Annotated in this window: 21 protein-coding genes; 3 read left to right on the top strand and 18 right to left on the bottom strand. The window is 49.7% G+C overall.

The features are described 5' to 3' along the window. Window positions 1-228 precede the first annotated feature (228 nt). On the top strand, window positions 229-1,518 hold the full coding sequence (gene aceA, locus skT53_RS13400) for an isocitrate lyase (protein WP_200757822.1): 1,290 nt from the start codon (window positions 229-231) through the stop codon (window positions 1,516-1,518). Window positions 1,519-1,832: 314 nt separating this feature from the next. On the opposite strand, the gene skT53_RS13395 is transcribed toward aceA, so the two are convergent. The 5 genes from skT53_RS13395 to skT53_RS13375 all read right to left on the bottom strand — a co-directional run bounded on the left by skT53_RS13395 (window position 1,833) and on the right by skT53_RS13375 (window position 4,070). After that, window positions 1,833-2,159: a toprim domain-containing protein gene (locus skT53_RS13395; protein ID WP_200757820.1), complete on the bottom strand. Its 327-nt coding sequence runs from the start codon at window positions 2,157-2,159 to the stop codon at window positions 1,833-1,835. Continuing rightward, window positions 2,156-2,992 carry a sulfurtransferase gene (locus skT53_RS13390; RefSeq protein WP_200760987.1) on the bottom strand — a complete coding sequence of 279 codons (837 nt, stop codon included), beginning with the start codon at window positions 2,990-2,992 and terminating at the stop codon, window positions 2,156-2,158. Before skT53_RS13390 ends, skT53_RS13395 begins: the two co-directional genes overlap by 4 nt. A 202-nt stretch (window positions 2,993-3,194) precedes the next feature. After that, window positions 3,195-3,392 (bottom strand): alpha/beta-type small acid-soluble spore protein, encoded by a 198-nt coding sequence (locus skT53_RS13385; RefSeq protein WP_200757818.1) that lies wholly within the window; start codon window positions 3,390-3,392, stop codon window positions 3,195-3,197. A 75-nt stretch (window positions 3,393-3,467) separates the two neighbouring features. Next, entirely contained in the window at window positions 3,468-3,830 is a 363-nt protein-coding gene (locus skT53_RS13380) for a spore coat protein (RefSeq protein WP_200757816.1), read from the bottom strand. 18 nt (window positions 3,831-3,848) lie between these two features. Further along, window positions 3,849-4,070: a hypothetical protein gene (locus skT53_RS13375; RefSeq protein ID WP_404828869.1), complete on the bottom strand. Its 222-nt coding sequence runs from the start codon at window positions 4,068-4,070 to the stop codon at window positions 3,849-3,851. Window positions 4,071-4,329: 259 nt separating this feature from the next. Here skT53_RS13375 and skT53_RS13370 point away from each other — a divergent pair, with 259 nt between their 5' ends. Next, on the top strand, window positions 4,330-4,824 hold the full coding sequence (locus tag skT53_RS13370; protein ID WP_200757814.1) for a hypothetical protein: 495 nt from the start codon (window positions 4,330-4,332) through the stop codon (window positions 4,822-4,824). Between the two features lie 15 nt (window positions 4,825-4,839). Here the strand turns inward: skT53_RS13370 and skT53_RS13365 are convergent, their stop codons facing one another. Further along, on the bottom strand, window positions 4,840-6,447 hold the full coding sequence (locus skT53_RS13365; protein ID WP_200757812.1) for a gamma-glutamyltransferase family protein: 1,608 nt from the start codon (window positions 6,445-6,447) through the stop codon (window positions 4,840-4,842). 63 nt (window positions 6,448-6,510) lie between these two features. After that, window positions 6,511-8,109 (bottom strand): malate synthase A, encoded by a 1,599-nt coding sequence (aceB, locus tag skT53_RS13360; RefSeq protein WP_200757810.1) that lies wholly within the window; start codon window positions 8,107-8,109, stop codon window positions 6,511-6,513. A gap of 195 nt (window positions 8,110-8,304) precedes the next feature. On the opposite strand from aceB, the gene skT53_RS13355 reads away from it, so the two are divergent. Further along, window positions 8,305-9,072: an IclR family transcriptional regulator gene (locus skT53_RS13355; protein WP_200757808.1), complete on the top strand. Its 768-nt coding sequence runs from the start codon at window positions 8,305-8,307 to the stop codon at window positions 9,070-9,072. A gap of 131 nt (window positions 9,073-9,203) precedes the next feature. Here the strand turns inward: skT53_RS13355 and skT53_RS13350 are convergent, their stop codons facing one another. The 11 genes from skT53_RS13350 to skT53_RS13300 all read right to left on the bottom strand — a co-directional run bounded on the left by skT53_RS13350 (window position 9,204) and on the right by skT53_RS13300 (window position 20,051). Next, window positions 9,204-10,619 (bottom strand): amidase, encoded by a 1,416-nt coding sequence (locus skT53_RS13350; protein ID WP_200757806.1) that lies wholly within the window; start codon window positions 10,617-10,619, stop codon window positions 9,204-9,206. A 288-nt stretch (window positions 10,620-10,907) separates the two neighbouring features. Further along, entirely contained in the window at window positions 10,908-11,684 is a 777-nt protein-coding gene (locus tag skT53_RS13345; RefSeq protein WP_200757804.1) for a gamma-glutamyl-gamma-aminobutyrate hydrolase family protein, read from the bottom strand. Window positions 11,685-11,773: 89 nt separating this feature from the next. Further along, window positions 11,774-14,143, bottom strand: coding sequence for a bifunctional diguanylate cyclase/phosphodiesterase (locus tag skT53_RS13340; protein ID WP_200757802.1), 2,370 nt, complete (start codon window positions 14,141-14,143; stop codon window positions 11,774-11,776). A 112-nt stretch (window positions 14,144-14,255) separates the two neighbouring features. Further along, entirely contained in the window at window positions 14,256-14,738 is a 483-nt protein-coding gene (locus skT53_RS13335) for a molybdopterin-dependent oxidoreductase (RefSeq protein WP_200757800.1), read from the bottom strand. Between the two features lie 90 nt (window positions 14,739-14,828). Further along, a complete protein-coding gene (locus skT53_RS13330) occupies window positions 14,829-15,152 on the bottom strand; it encodes a hypothetical protein (RefSeq protein WP_200757798.1) in 324 nt (107 codons plus the stop codon). Between the two features lie 16 nt (window positions 15,153-15,168). Then, the gene (locus skT53_RS13325) at window positions 15,169-16,338 is read right to left on the bottom strand and encodes a UxaA family hydrolase (RefSeq protein WP_200757797.1); all 1,170 of its coding nucleotides are present in this window, start codon (window positions 16,336-16,338) and stop codon (window positions 15,169-15,171) included. Continuing rightward, window positions 16,328-16,633 (bottom strand): UxaA family hydrolase, encoded by a 306-nt coding sequence (locus skT53_RS13320; RefSeq protein ID WP_200757795.1) that lies wholly within the window; start codon window positions 16,631-16,633, stop codon window positions 16,328-16,330. Before skT53_RS13320 ends, skT53_RS13325 begins: the two co-directional genes overlap by 11 nt. 11 nt (window positions 16,634-16,644) lie before the next feature. Further along, the gene (locus tag skT53_RS13315; protein ID WP_200757793.1) at window positions 16,645-17,547 is read right to left on the bottom strand and encodes a fumarylacetoacetate hydrolase family protein; all 903 of its coding nucleotides are present in this window, start codon (window positions 17,545-17,547) and stop codon (window positions 16,645-16,647) included. Window positions 17,548-17,574: 27 nt separating this feature from the next. Beyond that, entirely contained in the window at window positions 17,575-18,351 is a 777-nt protein-coding gene (locus tag skT53_RS13310) for an IclR family transcriptional regulator (RefSeq protein ID WP_200757785.1), read from the bottom strand. Window positions 18,352-18,357: 6 nt separating this feature from the next. Beyond that, window positions 18,358-19,005, bottom strand: coding sequence for a bifunctional 4-hydroxy-2-oxoglutarate aldolase/2-dehydro-3-deoxy-phosphogluconate aldolase (locus tag skT53_RS13305; protein ID WP_200757783.1), 648 nt, complete (start codon window positions 19,003-19,005; stop codon window positions 18,358-18,360). 17 nt (window positions 19,006-19,022) lie between these two features. Further along, window positions 19,023-20,051 (bottom strand): sugar kinase, encoded by a 1,029-nt coding sequence (locus skT53_RS13300; protein WP_318978526.1) that lies wholly within the window; start codon window positions 20,049-20,051, stop codon window positions 19,023-19,025.

Raw genomic sequence — 20,051 nt, 5'->3', positions numbered from 1 at the left:
ACATCTGATTTTATTTTCAAGCCCCGCAAGGGCTTTTTTTCATCGATCGACAACTCTGTTTACTTTTTAATAAGCAGATTTAGGGTTTCTGTTCACTTTACTTTTTGAAAAATTTCCGCAAGAAAAACACTTGCCACAATCCGGCAGTCGTGTTATAGTACACACATAAACAATTTTAGTGTTATATAATACACAAGGGGCAATTCATTCCAGGAGGAGAGGAAAATCATGTCACGCGAACAAGAAATTCGTGAAGTTCAGGAAAGCTGGAAAGCAGATCGTTGGAAAGGAATCGAACGTACCTATTCCGCTGAGGATGTAGTTCGTTTGCGCGGTTCTGTCCAAATTGAACACACGCTTGCCCGTTTGGGAGCTGAGCGTTTGTGGCATCTGCTGCACACCGAACACCATGTGCACGCTCTCGGCGCACTCACCGGCAATCAGGCGGTGCAACAAGTAAAAGCCGGTTTGAAAGCCATCTATCTGAGCGGCTGGCAAGTAGCAGCTGATGCAAATCTGGCAGGCCAAATGTATCCTGACCAGTCATTGTATCCGGCAAACAGCGTGCCACAGGTTGTAAAACGCATTAATCAGGCGCTGCAGCGTGCCGATCAAATTCAACACTCGGAAGGCAAAGGGGATATCCACTGGTTCGCACCGATCGTTGCGGATGCAGAGGCAGGTTTTGGCGGGCCGTTGAACGTATTCGAACTGATGAAAGCGATGATTGAAGCAGGTGCGGCAGGCGTTCACTTTGAAGATCAGCTCGCATCTGAGAAAAAATGCGGTCACATGGGCGGTAAAGTGTTGATCCCGACGCAAGCCGCTGTTCGCAATCTGGTTGCAGCTCGCTTGGCTGCAGACGTAATGGGCGTACCCACCATTCTGGTAGCACGCACCGACGCAAACGCTGCGAATTTGTTGACCAGCGACGTAGATCCGCGTGACCGTGAATTCATTACCGGCGAGCGTACAACAGAAGGATTCTTCCGCGTGCGGGCTGGCCTGGATCAGGCAATTGCAAGAGGACTCGCTTACGCCCCCTATGCAGACCTGATTTGGTGTGAAACGTCTGAACCGAATCTGGACGAAGCACGCCGTTTTGCGGAAGCGATTCATGCACAGTTCCCCGGCAAACTGTTGGCATACAACTGCTCCCCCTCCTTCAACTGGAAGAAAAAACTGGATGATGCAACCATCGAGAAATACCAATATGAACTTGGTGAAATGGGCTATAAATTCCAATTCGTCACACTGGCTGGCTTCCACGCCCTCAACTACAGCATGTTCGAGCTCGCCCGCGGGTACAGAGATCGTGGCATGGCTGCCTATGCGGAGCTGCAGCAAGCAGAATTTGCAGCTGAAGTTCATGGTTACACCGCTACGAAACATCAGCGTGAAGTAGGTACAGGATACTTTGACGAAGTTTCACAGGTAGTATCGGGCGGAACCTCTTCTACAACGGCTCTCACCGGTTCCACAGAAGCAGAACAGTTCTATGAAGAAGTAACGAAGTAAGATCATACGCGTTTAGCAAATCTATCAAACAGGCATCACGTTTCCGAAAGGGATCGCGGTGCCTGTTCTTTTCTGTTTTTCCATCTGGCGTATAATCTTGCAAGTTCCTGACTAGACTGCTAGTAACAGTCTTTTGGGAGAGTGATTGCAACGGGTAAAACCAACTCTAAAAAATCGGCCAACAAGCTGGACACCAACCTCATTATGGCGTTCGTACAAGGCAAGATTAGTGAAACCGCCCTACGCAAAGCGATAAAAAAAACTTCTGCCAAGGCGTAATTCAATATATAACCTTAGTAGAGGGAGTGATTCCCCTACTCCAACACTACTTCAAACTTAGCTTTGAACAGCACTTCGGCAAGGTGCTCAAGCGGCGTATCCTGCACCTGTCGGTAGATTTTTCGCGTATACAGATGTTTGGCGTTCGGGAGTTCCCTTTTTAGTTGACTGCGCAGTTTGTTTCCCGAATCGTCGGCATCCACGAATATGTACACCTGTTCTTCGTCCTGTAACGGCCAAATCAACGATTCCAATTTTTCTTCACTTAACGTCCCGTTTGTGCAGACGAACGCAACCGGTTCATCAAGCACCTGCAGCAGCCGTTCCTTGTCTTTTTTACCTTCCACCACGATGATTTTCATTGCTCTTTGCCATTTGCAACCGGATTTTCAGGATAGGTAATCCAATCGCTCCAACTGCCCGCATACAAACGAACATTCGGAAAACCAGCCTGTTTCAGCGCCAGAATATTGGGACATGCGCTGACACCCGATCCGCAGTACACAATCACTTCATCTGCAGGGTTGAGGTCCTGAAACCGCTTCTTTTGTTCGTCCACCGTTTTCCAAAAGCCTTCTGGATTCAAGGATTCTTTCCAGAAATAATTGACGGCTCCCGGGATATGCCCCGCCACGCGGTCGATCGGTTCCTCAATACCCAAATATCGTTTTTCTTCCCGCGAATCAATCAAGACGGTTCCCGCTTTCCCCAGTTTCGCTTTTACTTCCTCCATAGGCACCACTGCGTCCCGTTGAAGCCGGATGCGGAACGTTCGTTTCTTTACAGGTGCAGGCAATTCCCGCGTAACCGGATACCCGTTGCCTTTCCACTGCGAGAAACCACCGTCCATCACATACACTTTTGGGTGCCCCAGATAATGCAGCATCCACCAAAGACGGGACGCCATCATACCACCCTGGTCGTCATATGCCACAACGGTGAGCGTATCATCGATTCCCGTTTCGCCTAGTAATTCGGCGAATTTTTCCAGATCTGGCAACGGGTGACGTCCTCCGTGCGTTTGAACGCTGCTTGCCAAATCTTGATCCAAATCAAAATGAAATGCACCCGGCAAATGTTCTTTCCGATAATCCTGTTTGCCGATTTCCGGCTGCCCCAATACAAACCGGCAGTCAATCAGACGAACTTGTTCCCCGACATTCTCTTTTGCGATCTGATCTTTCACCCATTCCATCGATACGATATATGTATCACTCACGCTGATCCCTCCTGCCACAGACACCGTACACCAGATTTTTCAACAACAACTATTCTTTTATTCGACGTTATCCTATTATTCCCTTTTGAGGGGAAGTTCGTTCATCTCCCAATAGGCCCGCTCATGAAGAAAGCCTCCTGCCGGAGGCTCCTTATATTAGGATTCGATTTTGATTGAATTATTGTTGACGGCCAGATAAAGCTTGCTCTGCAAACTTCACCAGGCGCTTCGTGATTTCTCCACCAACCGAACCATTTTGGCGGGAAGTTTGGTCTGCACCCAGTTCGATTCCGAACTCTTGAGCAATTTCATATTTCATTTGATCAAGAGCTTGCGCTGCACCGGAAACCAGTTTTTGATTACGATTGTTTGCCATGTTTACTTCCTCCTTTTCAGTGGTGTAATTCTATAATGCGCAAATTACTGATATATAAACCTGGCAGTTTTTGGTTTAATGCGTCATGCTGCCGCTCATATTGCCGTAAGGAAACTGAGACGCATAGTTTTGGAACTGTTGAAGCGTCTGGTTCACCTTTTGCTGATCTTCCGCCTCAAGCGTATACCATCCCTTTTCGAACATCTTATTGAAAATGTTGCGTTGGCATTGATGCGTTTCATTTAAAATAGTCATCATCGTTTGATGCAGCGTATCGTGACTTGCTTCCCGCACCGCTGTGTTCAAGCTGTCTGTCATATATTTCTCCATCGCCAATATATCATTGATCCGGTCCCGGTCATTCATCTGCGGCCCTTTTGCCTTTGGTTCACCGGCCGGTTTCGGGTTTTTAATCTGGTTGGCCTGTTGCTGTGTCATGTTCTTCCTCCTTTCCATTTACATTAAGGGCGGATACCCCGTTTTTTGAAAATCGGACGGTTGCTGGCTTGCTGTCTGCCCTGCCGATTGCGGCACCTGCTGCATTCCCTGCCGGTTGTTCGTCATCAATTGCTGCAGCAGCATGTTATAGTGGCGAAGATGCATTTGACCCGTCTGATCGATTAACTGGCGAATCTCCTGATCCTGACATTCCTGGGCAAAATGGGCACATTTCTTCATGGCCAGCAGTGTCCATGACAAGGTCTTTCAAATACATATGATCTTTGGTGGTGATCACCTGCGGTGGCGTTTTCATGCGCGGCTGAGTGCCGGTCTGCGTTTGCAAGGGCTGACTTTGTCCCGTCTGTTGCTGCATGCATCCGATCTCCTTTCACAAACAGGATTTTCTAGACACAAGTAGTTTGTGCAATCACAGTTTCTTCATGCGGCTTAAAAAGGATATAATGAATAGAACCAATCAATGAATGGAGGAACCGGTATGTCGCTTGTTTCCATCATCATCGTGATTTTGTTAATTTATTTTCTTATTATCCGTCCCTTGACGCGGAACCGGTATTCCGGCAGTCAAACATACTCACAACCCCATTATGGACCGAATATGTATCCGCCAAATGGATTCGGCGAAGGCATGGGCAGCGGCCTGGGAATGTTTGCCGGCGGCATGGCCACGGGTGCGCTGCTTTCCTGGTTGTTTGAACAGGGCCGCATAAACGCAGAGCAATATAATTATTTCAACTCTCTGGATGAAGATCGCATGTTACAGGAACTGCAGCAACAAAACATTTTGCAGCAGCATGAGATTGACGATCTGATGAACCGTCTGCCCGCAGACGGTGGATACGACCCCAATGCCGGAGGTTGGAATCACGCAGATGATTCCGGTTATAACGATAGCGGCAGCTACGGCAATGACGGCGGGTATGATAACGGCGGTGGATATGATAATGGCGGCGGTGGTGACAACTGGGTCTAAAGTGATAGCGGCTGCTTACCAGGCAGCCGCTTGACCGTCCGTGCGGGGTTCAGATCCTCCCACCAACACGCCGTTCTCTAATCTGTGTATGATTTGTCCCCGTCCAAAATGGTTGGAATGAAGCGCGTACTGAATATCATGTCCCCGTCCTGCCAACGCATGGGCTAAATGCGGCGGAACGGTGTGTTCCATTTCAACTCTTTTCCCTTCCATCCACTGCCATCTGGGAGCGTCCAGCGCCGCCTGCGGATTCAGGCCAAAGTCCACCATATTCATAACGACCTGCAAATGACCCTGCGGCTGCATAAACGCACCCATTACACCGAACGGCCCCACCGGTCGGCCGCCTTTTGTCAAAAATCCGGGAATGATCGTATGATACGGCCGCTTACCCGGTTCCAGACAATTGACATGATTTCGATCAAGTGTGAAATTATGTCCCCGGTTATGCAGACTGATTCCTGTTCCGGGCACTACAAGTCCAGAACCAAATCCCATATAATTGCTCTGAATATAAGACACCATATTCCCTTCCCCGTCAGCCGTGCATAAATAAACGGTCCCGCTCTGCGGCGGCTTGCCGGGCATCGGTTGCAACGCCTGTTCTCCTATCAGCTTTCGTCGTTCCTCTGCATACGCTTCCGACAGCAGATCATCCACGCTTACTTTCATGCTGGAACGTTCCGCGATGTAAGTTTTTCCGTCCGCGTACGCCAATTTTATCGCTTCGATTTGTTTGTGCAGCGTCTCCACCGTATCTCGCTCCGCAAAATCAAACCCGTTCAATATGTTAAGCGCCATCAACGCCACCAAACCGTGCCCGTTCGGCGGGATTTCCCACACTTCATGCTCCCGGTATTTGACATGAATCGGTTCCACCCATTCCGGCTGAAATGCCGCCAGGTCATCAAACTGCAAATACCCCCCATATTGTCGGAAAAACCGGTCAATCTTTTCAGCCAACTCCCCACGGTAAAACGATTCCCCATTCGATTCGGCGATCAGTTGCAGCGTACGGGCATGATCGGAAGAACGCCAAATTTCACCGATATGCGGGGCTCTTCCGCGTGGGGCAAACGTGTCAAACCAACTTTTAAACTGTTCTCCCTGCAGTTGAGTGCGGTACTGACTGTAGGCCTTTTCCCATAAAAACCCACACAACGGAGATACAGGAAACCCCTGTTCGGCGTATTCGATTGCCGGTCGCAACAGTTCTGCAAATGACAGCTTGCCAAATCGCCGCGACAGTTGCGCCCATGCACCCGGCGTACCGGGCACCGTCACCGGAATCATACCGGTGGTCGGGAGTTGTTTAATGCCCGCCTTTTCCAATTCATCGACGGAAAGACGTTTTGGGGCCGGTCCGCTGGAATTCAGTCCATACAGCTTTCCTTCTGCCCAGACCAGTGCAAATGCATCTCCGCCAATTCCGTTCTGCGTCGGTTCAACCACTGTCAGACAGGCGGCTGTCGCAATCGCCGCATCGATAGCATTGCCGCCTTTTCGCAAGATTGCCAGACCGGCTTCTGCGGCAAGCGGTTGCGAAGCGGCCACCATTCCATTTTTGGCATAAACGGGCGTACGCCTGGAAGGATACGGCTGATACATCGGGTCGAAATTCATTCAGAAGCCCCCTCTTTTGAAAAAGCCCGCATCCTTGTCGATGCGGGCTGTGTCATTATGCGTTTATCCCAGGAATTCGTATGCCGGAGTAGTCAAGAAATCATAAAATTCTTCCGTAACTACCATTTTGCGGAACAGGTCTGTCGCCACGTCGAATTTACCTGCGTTATAACGCTGCTCACCGATCGCGGTTTTCACTTTTTCCAGTTCTTCTTTGATCAGTTGGTCAACCAATTCCACCGTAACTTTACGGCCGTCATTCAAAACGCCTTTCGGATGATGGAGCCACTGCCATACCTGCGTCCGGGAGATTTCAGCCGTTGCTGCATCTTCCATCAGGTTGAAAATCGGCACTGCACCGGAGCCGCGCAACCAGGCTTCTGTATATTGGATGCCTACGCTGATGTTGTTGCGGAGACCCGCCTCCGTGATCATCCCTTCCGGAACGGCCAACAGTTCTTCCGCCGTTGCAGTAAAATCGTCCAACTGCTTGTCGACTTGATTCGGCTGCGGCATGACGCGGTTGAACACTTCCAATGCCACTGGCACAAGCCCCGGATGCGCCACCCATGTGCCATCGTGACCGTCGTTTGCTTCCCGCTCTTTATCGGCGCGTACCTTTGCGAACGCTTCTTCGTTGGCAACCGGGTCGTTTTTCACCGGAATCTGCGCAGCCATACCGCCGATAGCAAATGCGCCGCGCTTGTGGCAGGTCTTGATTGTAAACAGGCTGTACGCTCGCATGAACGGAACGGTCATCGTAACCTGTCCGCGGTCGGGCAGAATCACGTTCGGTTGGTTGCGAAGCTTCTTGATGTAGCTGAAAATATAGTCCCAACGGCCGCAGTTCATACCGGCAATATGTTCACGCAGTTCATACAGGATTTCATCCATTTCAAACGTTGCCAAAATCGTTTCCACCAGAACCGTAGCCTTGATTGTCCCTTGCGGAATTCCCAGCTTGTTCTGCGCATCCACGAAAATGTCGTTCCACAGGCGAGCTTCCAAATGGCTTTCCATTTTGGGCAGATAGAAGTATGGGCCAGAACCGCGGCTGAGCAGTTCTTTTGCATTGTGGAAGAAGTACAGAGCGAAATCGAAAATGCTGCCGGAAACCGGTTGACCGTCAACGAGCATGTGTTTTTCCACCATGTGCCAACCGCGTGGGCGAGCAATCAGAACCGCCACTTTTTCGTTCAGTTTGTATTCTTTTCCTTCCGCACTTACGTAGTCAATTTGGCGGCGAATGGCGTCGCGCAGATTAATTTGTCCTTGCAGCTGGTTATCCCATGTCGGAGAGTTGGCATCCTCAAAATCGACCATGAAGACTTTGGCGCCCGAATTCAGCGCATTAATCACCATCTTGCGGTCAGCGGACGGGCCTGTGATTTCCACCCGGCGGTCTTGTAAATCGGCCGGTATCGGAGCTACTTTCCAATCGCCTTTTCGAATATGCTCCGTTTCCGGCAGGAAGTCTGGAAGCTTGCCAGCATCGATTTCCTTCTGCCGTTCATCCCGTTTTTTCAGAAGTGCTTCCCGCGTCGGATTATATTTGCGATGCAGTTCGGCAACGAAAGCAACTGCCTCCGGAGTCAGGATTTCCGCAAATTCTGGCGTGATGTTCCCTTTAAATTCAACGCCTGCAGGGTAATTGTTTGCCATGGTTAAACCTCCCACAAAGTTTTTAATTGCAACAATCGTTATTTTTGTTCCGAATTACGGAACGGTGTTCCTAAACTATAAAAATCATATCATTTGTGAGTTAATTCGTAAATAGAGATTTTTTTTTACTACTTACGAAGTTGCATACAACTTGTTGATTTTGATATGCTCCCCTCGAGGGAAGGTGTCATCAAAATGGAAGACGGGGTCAAATCAGTAGAACGAGCCATGCACATTTTGGAGCAGGTAAGTCTTGCCCGAAACGGGGTTGGCGTAACAGAACTGGCAAACGAAATGAAGATGCAGAAAAGTACCGTTCACCGTGTCCTCTCCACATTGTCCCGGCTCGGTTACATCCAACAAGACCCGGAAACGGAACGATACAAACTGGGATACAAACTGTTGGAAGTATCGTCACGACTGCTCAGCAGTTTGGATGTCAGACGGGAGGCAATGCCCTATCTGCAGCAACTGGCCGATCTGACAAACGAAGTTATCCACCTGGTTGTATTAGACAAAGGGGATGTCGTATATATTGAGAAAGTGGAAGGTACGGAAACGATTCGCATGCACAGCCGCGTCGGTCATCGTGCTCCCGTTCACTGCACAGGGGTCGGCAAGGCAATTTTGGCTCACCTGCCGGAAGCGCAGGTTCGTGAAATTATCCGCCAATATGGGATGGAACCGCATACCCCACATACAATCGCCAACCTCGATGATCTGTTGGACAACTTACAACTGATCCGTGAGCAGGGGTTTGCGTTAGACCTGGAAGAAAACGAATTGGGGATTACCTGTGTCGCAGCACCGATTCATGACCATACAGGCAAAGTCGTCGCATCGATTTCCGTTTCGGCCCCCACGCACCGGATGCAACCTGGCCAACTGGAACTCCGCGCCCAGCAGGTTCGCGATATCGGACGCAAAATCTCCGCCCGTTTAGGATACTCCGCACGCGAATGACCTATGCAAAGCAACCTGGCCAACGCCAAACTTCGGCGTAGGCGGCGGTTGCCTTGTTGCCCTTGTACTGTCAGCCGATAGAAACAGTTTCTGGCAACGCAAAAACGCCCCTGTACAGGGGCGTTTGTTCTTTACACTCTTTTTCCTTTTGGCAAACCTATTTCCTGCTCGAAAGCATATCCAAACCGGTAGAGGTTCGCTTCCTCATATGGCTTTCCAATCAACTGCAGCCCAATCGGGAGTCCGCTCTGAGAAAACCCGCAGGGCACCACAAGACTTGGCAAACCCGTTACGTTGGTGGGGCCTGTCAAACGGGTGATGACAGCCCGTACATTATCGGTTTTTCCCCCAAACAAAATGTCACGCTGTCCAATTGGGGTAGGCAAAATGGGGGTAGCAGGCGCCAGCAGAAGGTCTACTTTCTGCAGCGTTTCAAGATATGCCCGTCTCCCTGCTTGCCGCAGTTCCTGAGCATCCACATATTCATACGCCTTCGTATCAATGCCGGTCAATAGCCTTTCTTTTACTTCTTCATCGTATTCAGTCCCCCGCTCCTCCAACAACTGTCTGTGGATCGCGTACGCTTCTGATTTGATCGTAATCTGTTGCGCCAATAAAGTATCGGGCAGCTGGGGGATTTCAATTTCCCGAATATCAGCACCCAGACGACGGAACAGTTCAATCGCTTGGCGAACTTCCCGTTCCACCTCCGGATCCAAGTAATCAAAATAAAAATTGCTCGGGACGCCAATCACAGAATTCTTGACACCCTGCTCCAGAAGGCGTGTAAAATCTTCCGTTTCCAACTGAACCGTGTAGGGATCTTTCGGGTCATAACCTGCTAATACATTCAGCAAAATCGCATTATCTCTTACCGTACGGGTCATCGGTCCGATGTGGTCCAATGTCCAGGCAAGCGGATACACGCCATATTTGCTGACTCGTCCGAATGTCGGCTTCATGCCGACAATCCCACAGTGAGCCGCCGGAATCCGAATTGATCCGCCTGTGTCAGTACCAAGAGCGGCAAACACCATTCCGGCAGCCACCGCAGCACCCGACCCGCTGCTCGAACCTCCTGTAATTTTTTCCAGATCATAAGGGTTTTTGACAGGTCCAAAAAACGATCTGTCACCTGTTGGACCGTACGCAAACTCATGCGTATTTAATTTGCCAAGCAGAACGGCGCCCGCTTCCTCAAGTTTGTTAACAACAGTGGCGCTGTAATCCGGTATGTAATCTTTAAATATACGGGCCCCCATTGTCGTTCGAACCCCTTCTGTGAAAACCAGATCCTTTAATCCAATCGGAACTCCATGCAATGGCCCCCGCCAATTCCCCTCCACAATCTCCCGTTCTGCTGTCCGGGCATTTTCTATCGCCTTTTCCTGCAAAACGGTAATAAACGCATTTAATTTGGGATTGGTTTGCTCAATTCTGTCAAGCGCCTGCTGCGTTACTTCAACCGGTGAAACGCGTTTTTGACGAATTGAATCTGATAGATCCGTCAAACTCCCCAGCAAGATATCGCTATTTGATGCCGTCATGATATTCACCCTCCCCGTTTCCATTATCTCGCAGACATTATACTACATCGAGTTTACCGCTTCATCTGTTGCAATAAAAAGCAGTCAGGACGTTCCGTCAAAACTTCGGATCGAATCGTTAGAACCGCGCTTTAGACCATTCATTGAAATTGTATTAACCAGGCCGTCGTTTTCTCACCAACGGCTGTCGATGCCCAAGCCGGAATTGGTGTAGAACCGATAAAAGGGGAAGTTGCGGAAGCGGGCTTCCATTCCCTAAACGCCGCTTCCCCTTCTTCCTAATTCCAGTCATACGGATGGCTGTTCATTTTCTACACCCTTTGGCATGCAACGTTCGATCAACCAACGAAACGGAATCAAACCCTCCGGATTTGTAACCGCTATCATTTCTGGATGCCATTGCAAAGCCAATAATTGAGGGTGGTCAGGATGCAAAAGCGCCTCCACAATGCCGTCTTCCGCTCTGGCCGCGACTTTCAGTCCTGCCCCGATGTCTCTTACAGCCTGATGATGAAAGCTGTTCGTCGCAATCTCATTCGCCCCGTAAAGCGCCTGCAAAATAGGGGATAGCAATTTGACACGATGCGCCGGATACCAGCGGGGACACTTGGAAAACTGATGGGCCAACACCTTTTTCGAAGATTTCGACAAATCCACATGCAACGTACCGCCAAAGTAGACATTCACGAGCTGCATTCCCCGACAAATCGCCAATACCGTTTTTTGTTGGCGAAGTGCTTCCTCCAACAAATCCATTTCAAACCGATCCCGTTCCGGGGCCAGAACACCGCAACGGCGGTTAGGATGACTTCCGTACAAAGTCGGATCCAGATCTTCTCCACCGCTTAACAACAAGCCATCCACCGCTTCCACAAGTTGGGCACAATCCTCCTTTTCACCGACTGGGATACCAATCGGAATACCGCCGGATTGTATAACTGCCCGAATGTAGTCATGCCCCATCACGCTAAATCCTTGTCCGGGCAATCCACGAAACGTCCCTCCATAACCTTCTTCGCCCCGCACGTGATAACCCGTGATTCCTATAATCGGTTTGCGAGCCACTCTCTCACTTCCTTTCACACATTGCTACATCATACGTTCACCGATTTAAACACGTGTTCGTAAAGAAAACTGACGAATCAAATCGTCAGTCATACCAGATGCTGCTTTAACACCCCGGCAAAATCATGCGGCGGAACAGGCGGGCTGATGAAATATCCCTGCACTGCGTCACACTGTTTGTCCCGTAGAAAATGAAGCTGTTCTTCCGTCTCCACTCCCTCCGCAATCACTTCCGCATTCAAATTATGGGCCAGTTGAATGATGGCGGAAGTAATCGAAGCGTTGTCCGGATCATTTGTAATATTATTGATAAACGACTGATCAATTTTCAGAACATCAATCGGGAATTGTTTCAAATAACTCAGCGAGGAATATCCCGTACCGAAGTCGTCGATTGAAATGAAAACTCCCATCTCTTTAAAGGTACGCAGAACCTGGTGTACGGTCTCCTCATTTTTCATCAGTACGCGTTCCGTGATTTCAAATTCAAGATATTCACCTGACAAACCGGTTTCCTGCAAAATACGGCGCACCGTATCTACAAATTTATCATCTTGAAACTGCTGCGGGGAAAGATTGACAGACACCCGCAACGGTGGATATCCCCCTTCCAACCAGTGCTTCATTTGTGTGCATACGTGTTTTAAAACCCATTCGCCAATCGAACTGATCAGACCTGATTCTTCTGCCAATGGGATAAACTCTTTCGGGGGAACCATCATGCCAGTATCCCGGTCATACCAGCGCAGCAGCGCTTCCATGCCAGAGATCTGGCCGCTTGCAATTTGAAACTTGGGTTGATAGTAAATCAACAGTTCATCGTTTTCCAGCGCCCTTCTCAGTTTCCTGGTCAAACTCAGCTTTGATTCCGTATTGGAATTCCATTCTTTTTCAAAGAAACAATGACTGTTTCCCATTTGTTCCTTCGCTTTGTACATGGCAGTATCGGCATGCTGCAGCAGGCTGTTGCCATCCTCCCCGTCATCAGGGAAGATACTGATGCCGATGCTCACTGTGACAAAAAATTCGCGGCCTTTCAATTCAAACGGCTCGGCAAACTTTGACATTAAATTTTCGACCGTACCAACTACGTCTTCTTTACTGTCTATCTCCGGTATAATTACTGTAAATTCATCGCCGCCAAGGCGATACAGAAACAGCGGCGACAACTCGTTGAACCGCTTTCCCACCTCGACCAGCAGTTGGTCCCCCGCCTGATGGCCTAAGGAATCATTTACTTCATAAAAGCGATCGAGATCCAAAAACAATACGGCTGCTTTTTTTTGGCGCAGATTTGCTGTTTGCAAAATTCGTTCCAGATGATCCTTAAACAACGTCCTGTTTGGCAATCCTGTCAAAGAATCATGGTACGCCTGATATTCGATTTGTTTCCTGGAATCGCGAATGGTGGCAATCATCTGGTTGAACCGTCTTGTTAGCTGACCCAGTTCCGTTTGATCTTTTTCCTCAAGATACAGCTCATAGTTCCCTTGTGTGACTGCTTCCACAGCTTCATACAAACGACGTATCGGCCGCAGTGTCTGTTTCGTAAAAACAGCTGTCAAGAACGACAGAAACAGAAATGACAACACCGCCATCACCCATACGCTCTTTTGAAAATCGCGAAAAGAGGCGTAAATCTCCTGTTCCGGAACTTGCGCCACAATCCCCCAGTCAAGACGGGGCAGATAGGTATAGGAGGCATACATGCTGACGCCTTTCGAATTAACGACTTTCTCATAGCCGGATTCTCGCTGTGTGACCTTCTGTACGACCCGGTTAACGGCCAGTACATTGTCACCGATTCTTGAAATGTCCGGGTGTGAAAGAATACGGCCGTTACCGTCTACGATATAGGCATAACCCCCGCCGCCAATATTTACACTCTGAAAAATCGACTGAAATGGACCGTTTTTATCCATCTGAACGAATAAGCAGACAATTCGTTCCTCCCCGTTTTTCAGGTTAAACACCGGAACCGATACCACAATTACCCGCTTTCCGTTCAAATCCTCAATAATGTTACTGATGTAGGTAGTTTTTGTCCGAACCGCTTCTGTAAAATAGGGCTGGTTTGCCAGATTGACTTTCTCATCTGTGGCTTCTCCTTTATAGGAGATCAGTACATCCCCATTTTGATCCAGGATCAGACCCTGATCAAAGAATCCGGAAGAAAGGATCAAATCTCGGATGGCTTCGGTCATCACGTCCGAATCGTTGGAAAGAAATTCTTCTTTTCTCTGTACCAAAGCGGCAACTTGATATAAATTGTTTGTCACATTGGTTATCTGTTGTTTGAGCCGAACGACTGTCTCATCTGTAATACTTCGATTCTTGACCCTGGACATCTCAGGTAAACTGTAATAAGCGGTAAACATAAGGGTGCTCAATAAGAGCACCATGATCACAATATGAATCAGGTAGACTTTCCAAAAAAGTCCCGATTTCTTCCTTTTCAATAACGATCACTCCAAACGTCCCATTGCATGACGAACGGTCTCCCAAATAAGGCATTCATCAAAAATACACTTTTCGATCTTTTTCGACATATTTATACAAAATTTAACACCATTATATCCAATTTATCAAATAAAAGGAGTATTTCTTTAATTTTTTTAATAAAAAAACTGCCCTAATTTCGGCAGTCAAGGTGTTACATTTCAAGTGGAGATGTCCGGAACGCGCGACCCCATAGAGAGCCGGGAATAGGATGCGGCAGGGCGCTCCATGCGCCGACGGCAAATCCACCCCATCCATGCGCAGCGCCAACAAAACATCGGCCGCTTGAAACTGTTGAAGTGTATAGCTGTCCGTATAGAGTCCGTCAAACGAATAGACGGTCATATACCGGGCTGTTGGCAGCGGTTTGGCTTGCTGCAAAATAAAAGACAACGGTACACCAATCCACTCTACATTCGTGACGCTCCAGCCCGTAATACAGTGAAAATCCCGCACAATCGAACTCTGCGGCAGTGACTGCAGTTCCGAAAGACTGTACTGCAACGGCCTGCTTACCAATCCATCAACCACAAGCCGGTACTCTTCCGGATTCATCCGGGATGCCTGATCGGCTACATTATAGAGCCGAAATACCCCTTTTCTTTTTGGTTCGGTCAACTGTATCGGATTTAAAATCGGCCAATACTACTTTACCAGCATGCCTGCAACCAGCGAAACAGCCGCACCGCCCGCAGCCAAAAGAAACTGCCGCCGCGACTGGTGAATTCGCCACATTACGGTCCCTGACAGCGCCCATGCCAGGAACGCCATACATACAGCGGCGATATGAACCCGCTTGAAGGCTAATTTATGAAGTCGCCTGCCATAAGCCACAATTCTTCGGATGGAAGTGATGAACAACAGGATATATAAGAACCCCGCCAATAAATGCCCGTTTCGAATGAGCATATGGTATTCGATAACGCCGGTTCGAAGGGAAGGAAAATAAAGCAACGCCCCTGTTCCCAAGCATTCCGCCGCTTCTTTAGAACGTAGGACCGATCCGCCAGATTCCAAAATCATGCTGTTTGAGAATTTCCGATTTGGTCAGCTTGCCGGAACTGACTGCCGCAATCTCGGCAAAAATCCGCTGCCCGACCGATTCGATCGATTCGGACCCGTCTATGATCGTACCGGCGTTCAGATCCATATTTTCGTTCATTTTTTCGAACATGGCCGTATTCGTGGCAATTTTGATTACTGGTACAATCGGAGAACCTGTCGGTGTGCCGCGGCCGCTGGTGAATAACACCACCTGTGCTCCGCCTGCCGCCATACCGGTCAATTGCTCTATATCATGGCCGGGTGTATCCATCCAGACCAGCCCTTTTTTATTGGGAGTCTGCGCATATTCAATCAATTCCTGCAGCGGTCGGCTGCCCGCTTTTGCAGCCGCTCCCAGCGATTTTTCTTCCAATGTGGTAAGACCGCCTTTGACGTTGCCGGGACTCGGATTGCCGGTCCGGATATCCACGCCCATTGCGATCGCCCGATTTTCCATCGCTTGAATCACTTCATACACCCGTTTCGCAACCGTCTCATCGACAGCCCGGTTAGCCAACAGATGCTCCGCCCCGATCAGTTCTGTCGTTTCAGCCAAAATAGCGGTTCCCCCGCGATCCACGATCATATCGCTTACCACGCCAACCGCCGGGTTGGCCGACAAGCCGGAACAGGCGTCCGAACCGCCGCATTCCGTTCCGACGATCAACTCGCTGAAATCAAAAGGTTCCCGCATCAATGCGGAAGCGTCCTGCACCATCTTAGCGGCAATCCGGGCACCCTGTGCAATCGCCCCCAACGTACCGCCATGGTCTTGGATGGAGACAACCTCAACAGGTTTTCCCGTTTGGGCAATATGATCCGCCACATTGCGGGCCTGATGCGTTTCACAGCCCAAACCTAACACCACAACACCGTAAACGTTCGGATTCATGCCCATGCCGGCATAGGTGCGAAATGTCTGCTCGTAATCCACACCTACCTGCGCGCAGCCATGCTGATGAATAAACGAGACGGCCCCCTGTACAAGTTCTGTGATCTGCTTGGCCGCCTGCGTGGCGCAAGTAATGGTCGGCAAAATCAGGACGTGATTGCGCACCCCCACTTTACCGTCAGGACGCCTGTATCCCCAAAAACCGGCTTCATTTGGCATTCGCTTTATCTCCCCTTCCCCGCTTCCCCTCTACATTGTGCACATGGACATGCTGACCGGTGGCGATATCCTGTGAAGCAACCCCGATTACCTCACCGTATTTGATTACATCTTCCCCTTTGCGTATCGGTGCGACCGCAAACTTATGACCAAATTCAATCGGATCGATCAGTTCGAGATCAAACACGCGATCCTGACAGGTAACCCGGACAGTTGTTCCCGAGGGAATTTCACCGAGCGCAACAGCCACATTGTCATCCGGCTTCATCATGACCACTTTCCAATTGTTTTCCATCTTGGCCTCCCTTACCCCGCCTGCTGCTCTACAGGTGCTTGCGCCTGGACAGGATTATGCAACATGCCGATGCCGGAAATTTCGATTTCAATTCGGTCCCCGTCCTGCAGCGTAAATTCGTTCGGCGGTACAATACAGGTTCCCGTCAACAAAACAGTCCCGTCAAACACCACATTGTCACGTGTCAGATAAGATACCAGTTCCGGCAACTTTCTTTTTAATTGCCGGGTATTTGCGGCACCCTCAATCGCCAGCTGACCGTTTCGGAAAATGCGGCAGACAATTTCAAAATCGTATGGATCCTGAACGGATTCCGCCAGCCGGATCGCAGGTCCGATCGCACAGGAGTTTCGCCACACTTTAGCCTGCGGCAGATAAAGCGGGTTTTCTCCTTCAATATCGCGCGAACTCATGTCATTACCGATCGTGTAACCAAGAATACGTCCATTTTGATCAATCACCATACCTAATTCGGGCTCCGGAATTTGCCAATTTGAATCACTTCGCAAACATACCGGCTGGTTGGGTCCAATCGTCCGGGCCGCTGTCGATTTTAAAAACAGCTCCGGGCGCTCCGCTTCATACACTTTGTCATAAAAAGTGGTGGTATCTAATTTCCCGCCCGTAGATTCATAGTTTCTTGCTTCCTTGCTTCTTTCGTAAGTCACACCGGCCGCCCATACTTCCGGCGCTTCTATCGGCACCAACAGATCCAGCTGTTCCAACGTAACAGCAAGCGGTTCTGTCTCTCGCAAAATCTGCCAAACCCGTTCGATCGGCCGAACCTGCTCCCTGTCCGCATCCTTGACCATTTCCAGAAAGTCTTTGTAAGGCAGCGAATATATATGATCCTCGTCAGTAACCGCCGCAAGCACAGCCTTTTTTTCATGTTTCCGAAAACGAATGATGCGCACCTGATACTCCCCCTCTGTTACAACCCATCACTTAAGTACAGGTTGCTGAATTCCATATCCCAGCTGCTGTGATACTTTATCTGCCATTTGCTTTAATAACGACAACAAATGGTCCGTTTTTTCATTTGCGATACCGGTGACCGGAGTGGACATGCTGACGGCTGCCGCCACTTGCCCGGTATGATCCCGGATCGGCACCGCCATACAGTACACACCCAACTCATTTTCCTGGTTATCAATCGCGTAACCGAGCTCGCGCACTTTCTGCAGCTCTTTCAAAAAATCCGACCGGTTCGTGATCGTATTTTCCGTCTGCGAGAAGTAAACATATCCGTCGAGGAATTTTTCCAATTCTTCCGCTTCCTTGAACGCAACCAGCACTTTTCCGACAGCGCTGGAGTGCACCGGCACCCTCCGGCCAATTCTGGAATACATGACAATACCGGATATTCCTTCCACTTTGTCAATATATACGCCTTCTTTCCCGTCCAAAATAACCAGATGGACGGTGAGCCCCGTTTTTTCCGAGAGATCCAACAGATATTTTTTTGTAACCGTGCGGATATCCAGTGAGTGGATGACAAAATTGCCGCGTTCGATCAGTTTCAGACCCAATCGGTATTTTCCGTTTTCTTGGTTCTGATCGATGTATCCATGCGCCTGAAGTGTTTTTAGCAGCGAATGCACCGTACTTTTGTGCAGCCCCATTCGGTCGCTGATTTCGGTTATTTTCAATTCGGTATCGCGTTGATCGAACAGATCGAGAATTCGCAACGCACGCTCCACCGCTTGAATGATTGGCAATCCGGATCACCTCCTCGCGTTGCGAACAGCCGCCACATATTGTTTCGCCGTTTCTGTCAATTTTTCAAAATCGGACTGTGCAATCGCCTGCCGATCCAGCAGATTTCCGCCAATCCCAACGGCGGCCGCTCCTGCCTCGATAAAGGAAGCGATGTTTCGCAAATCAATTCCGCCTGTCGGGATTACCTGAATATGAGGGAACGGCGCTTTTACGTCTTTTATATAGGAAGCGCCCAATCCGGCCGCCGGAAACATTTTGACAAAATCGGCGCCCCATTCCACCGCCGTAATCATTTCGGTCGGCGTCATTACACCAGGCACCGCAATCTTGCCATAGCGCAGGGCGGTTCGAATCACATCCTGATGCAAACTGGGCGAGAGTAAAAAATCCGCTCCACTGTCAATCGCCAAACGCGCCGATACGCCATCCAATACGGTTCCGGCGCCAACAACCGCTCTCTCTTTCAACTTTGCAGACAGCCTGCGAATCGTCGACAACGCATTTGAACTGTCAAGTGTCACTTCCAACGCCGTGATGCCTCCCGCAACAAGGCTTTCAGCGACCTGCTCGGCCGATTCTTCCGGTATGCGGCGCATCACCGCAATCACACCGCTCCCGACCAATTTTTGCAGCAATTCCACTTTAGGCAGCAATACCGTAACCTCCCTGATTATCGGCACACGTCCGGTTTGTTGGGTCGATCCATGTCCAAACTGATTTGTGACCAAAACGGCAACCCCTCGATATCTCCCACAACAGTCAGGGCGTAAGCACCGACGCGGTTCCCCAGTTGGACCGCTTCCCGATAGGTCCAGCCTCTTAGCAGCCCGGAAATGACTCCGGCCGCAAAAGCGTCGCCCGCACCAATCGGGTCGATAATCTGTTGAACAGGGTAGCCCGCCACATAGTCGGCATCTTGTTTCGTTGCGTAGTAGGCGCCCCGCTCACCTGTTTTAATAACGGCCAGCTTGGAACCGTTTTCCAGCAAACAGGCGGCGATCCTTTCCGGTGACGTTTCCCCTGTCAAAATCTCGCCTTCTTCCAACCCGGGCATCACAATATCGCTCTGTCTTGCAATCTTCATCAGCACTTCCCGCGCTTTTTCCTTCGTCCAAAGTTTTAATCGTATGTTTGGGTCAAACACCACCGTCACCCCATTCTCTGCAGCCAGTTGCAATGCGTACTCGACAGTTTTGGCGCATGAATCGCTGAGTGCCGGTGTGATCCCGGTGATGTGCAAATACTTTGCGCGCTTGAGATAGGAAGGGTCAATATCGGCCGGGGTCATCTGACTCGCCGCCGAGCCTTTGCGGTAATAGTACACATTCGGTTCTCTTCCGATCTGCCGTTCTTTAAAAAAGACCGCCGTCGGATGCTGATCGTCAAACACCACCTGCGATGTATCGACTCCTTCGCCGCGAATGAAATTGTGGACGAAAAGACCGAACTCATCATTTCCCAAACGGCTGATCCACCCCACCTGATGCCCCAGGCGGGTCAAACCGATGGCCAGATTCGATTCAGCGCCGCCAATCGTTTTTTCAAATTGGTTGGCATATCGCAGCGGTCCGACCGATACCGGATTAAAAAGCACCATTGTTTCCCCGAATGTTACGACATCCAAACCGCGTTTCGCCTGGCAAACCGGCTCCCCACTTAACACTGCGGATGTGGATTCCAAATGAGTTCCCGACGGCAT

The sequence above is a fragment of the Effusibacillus dendaii genome (assembly GCF_015097055.1).
Taxonomy (GTDB): Bacteria; Bacillota; Bacilli; order Tumebacillales; family Effusibacillaceae; genus Effusibacillus; species Effusibacillus dendaii.
Note: the sequence above shows the minus strand (reverse complement) of the source record. Positions and strands in the feature narration are given on the sequence as shown.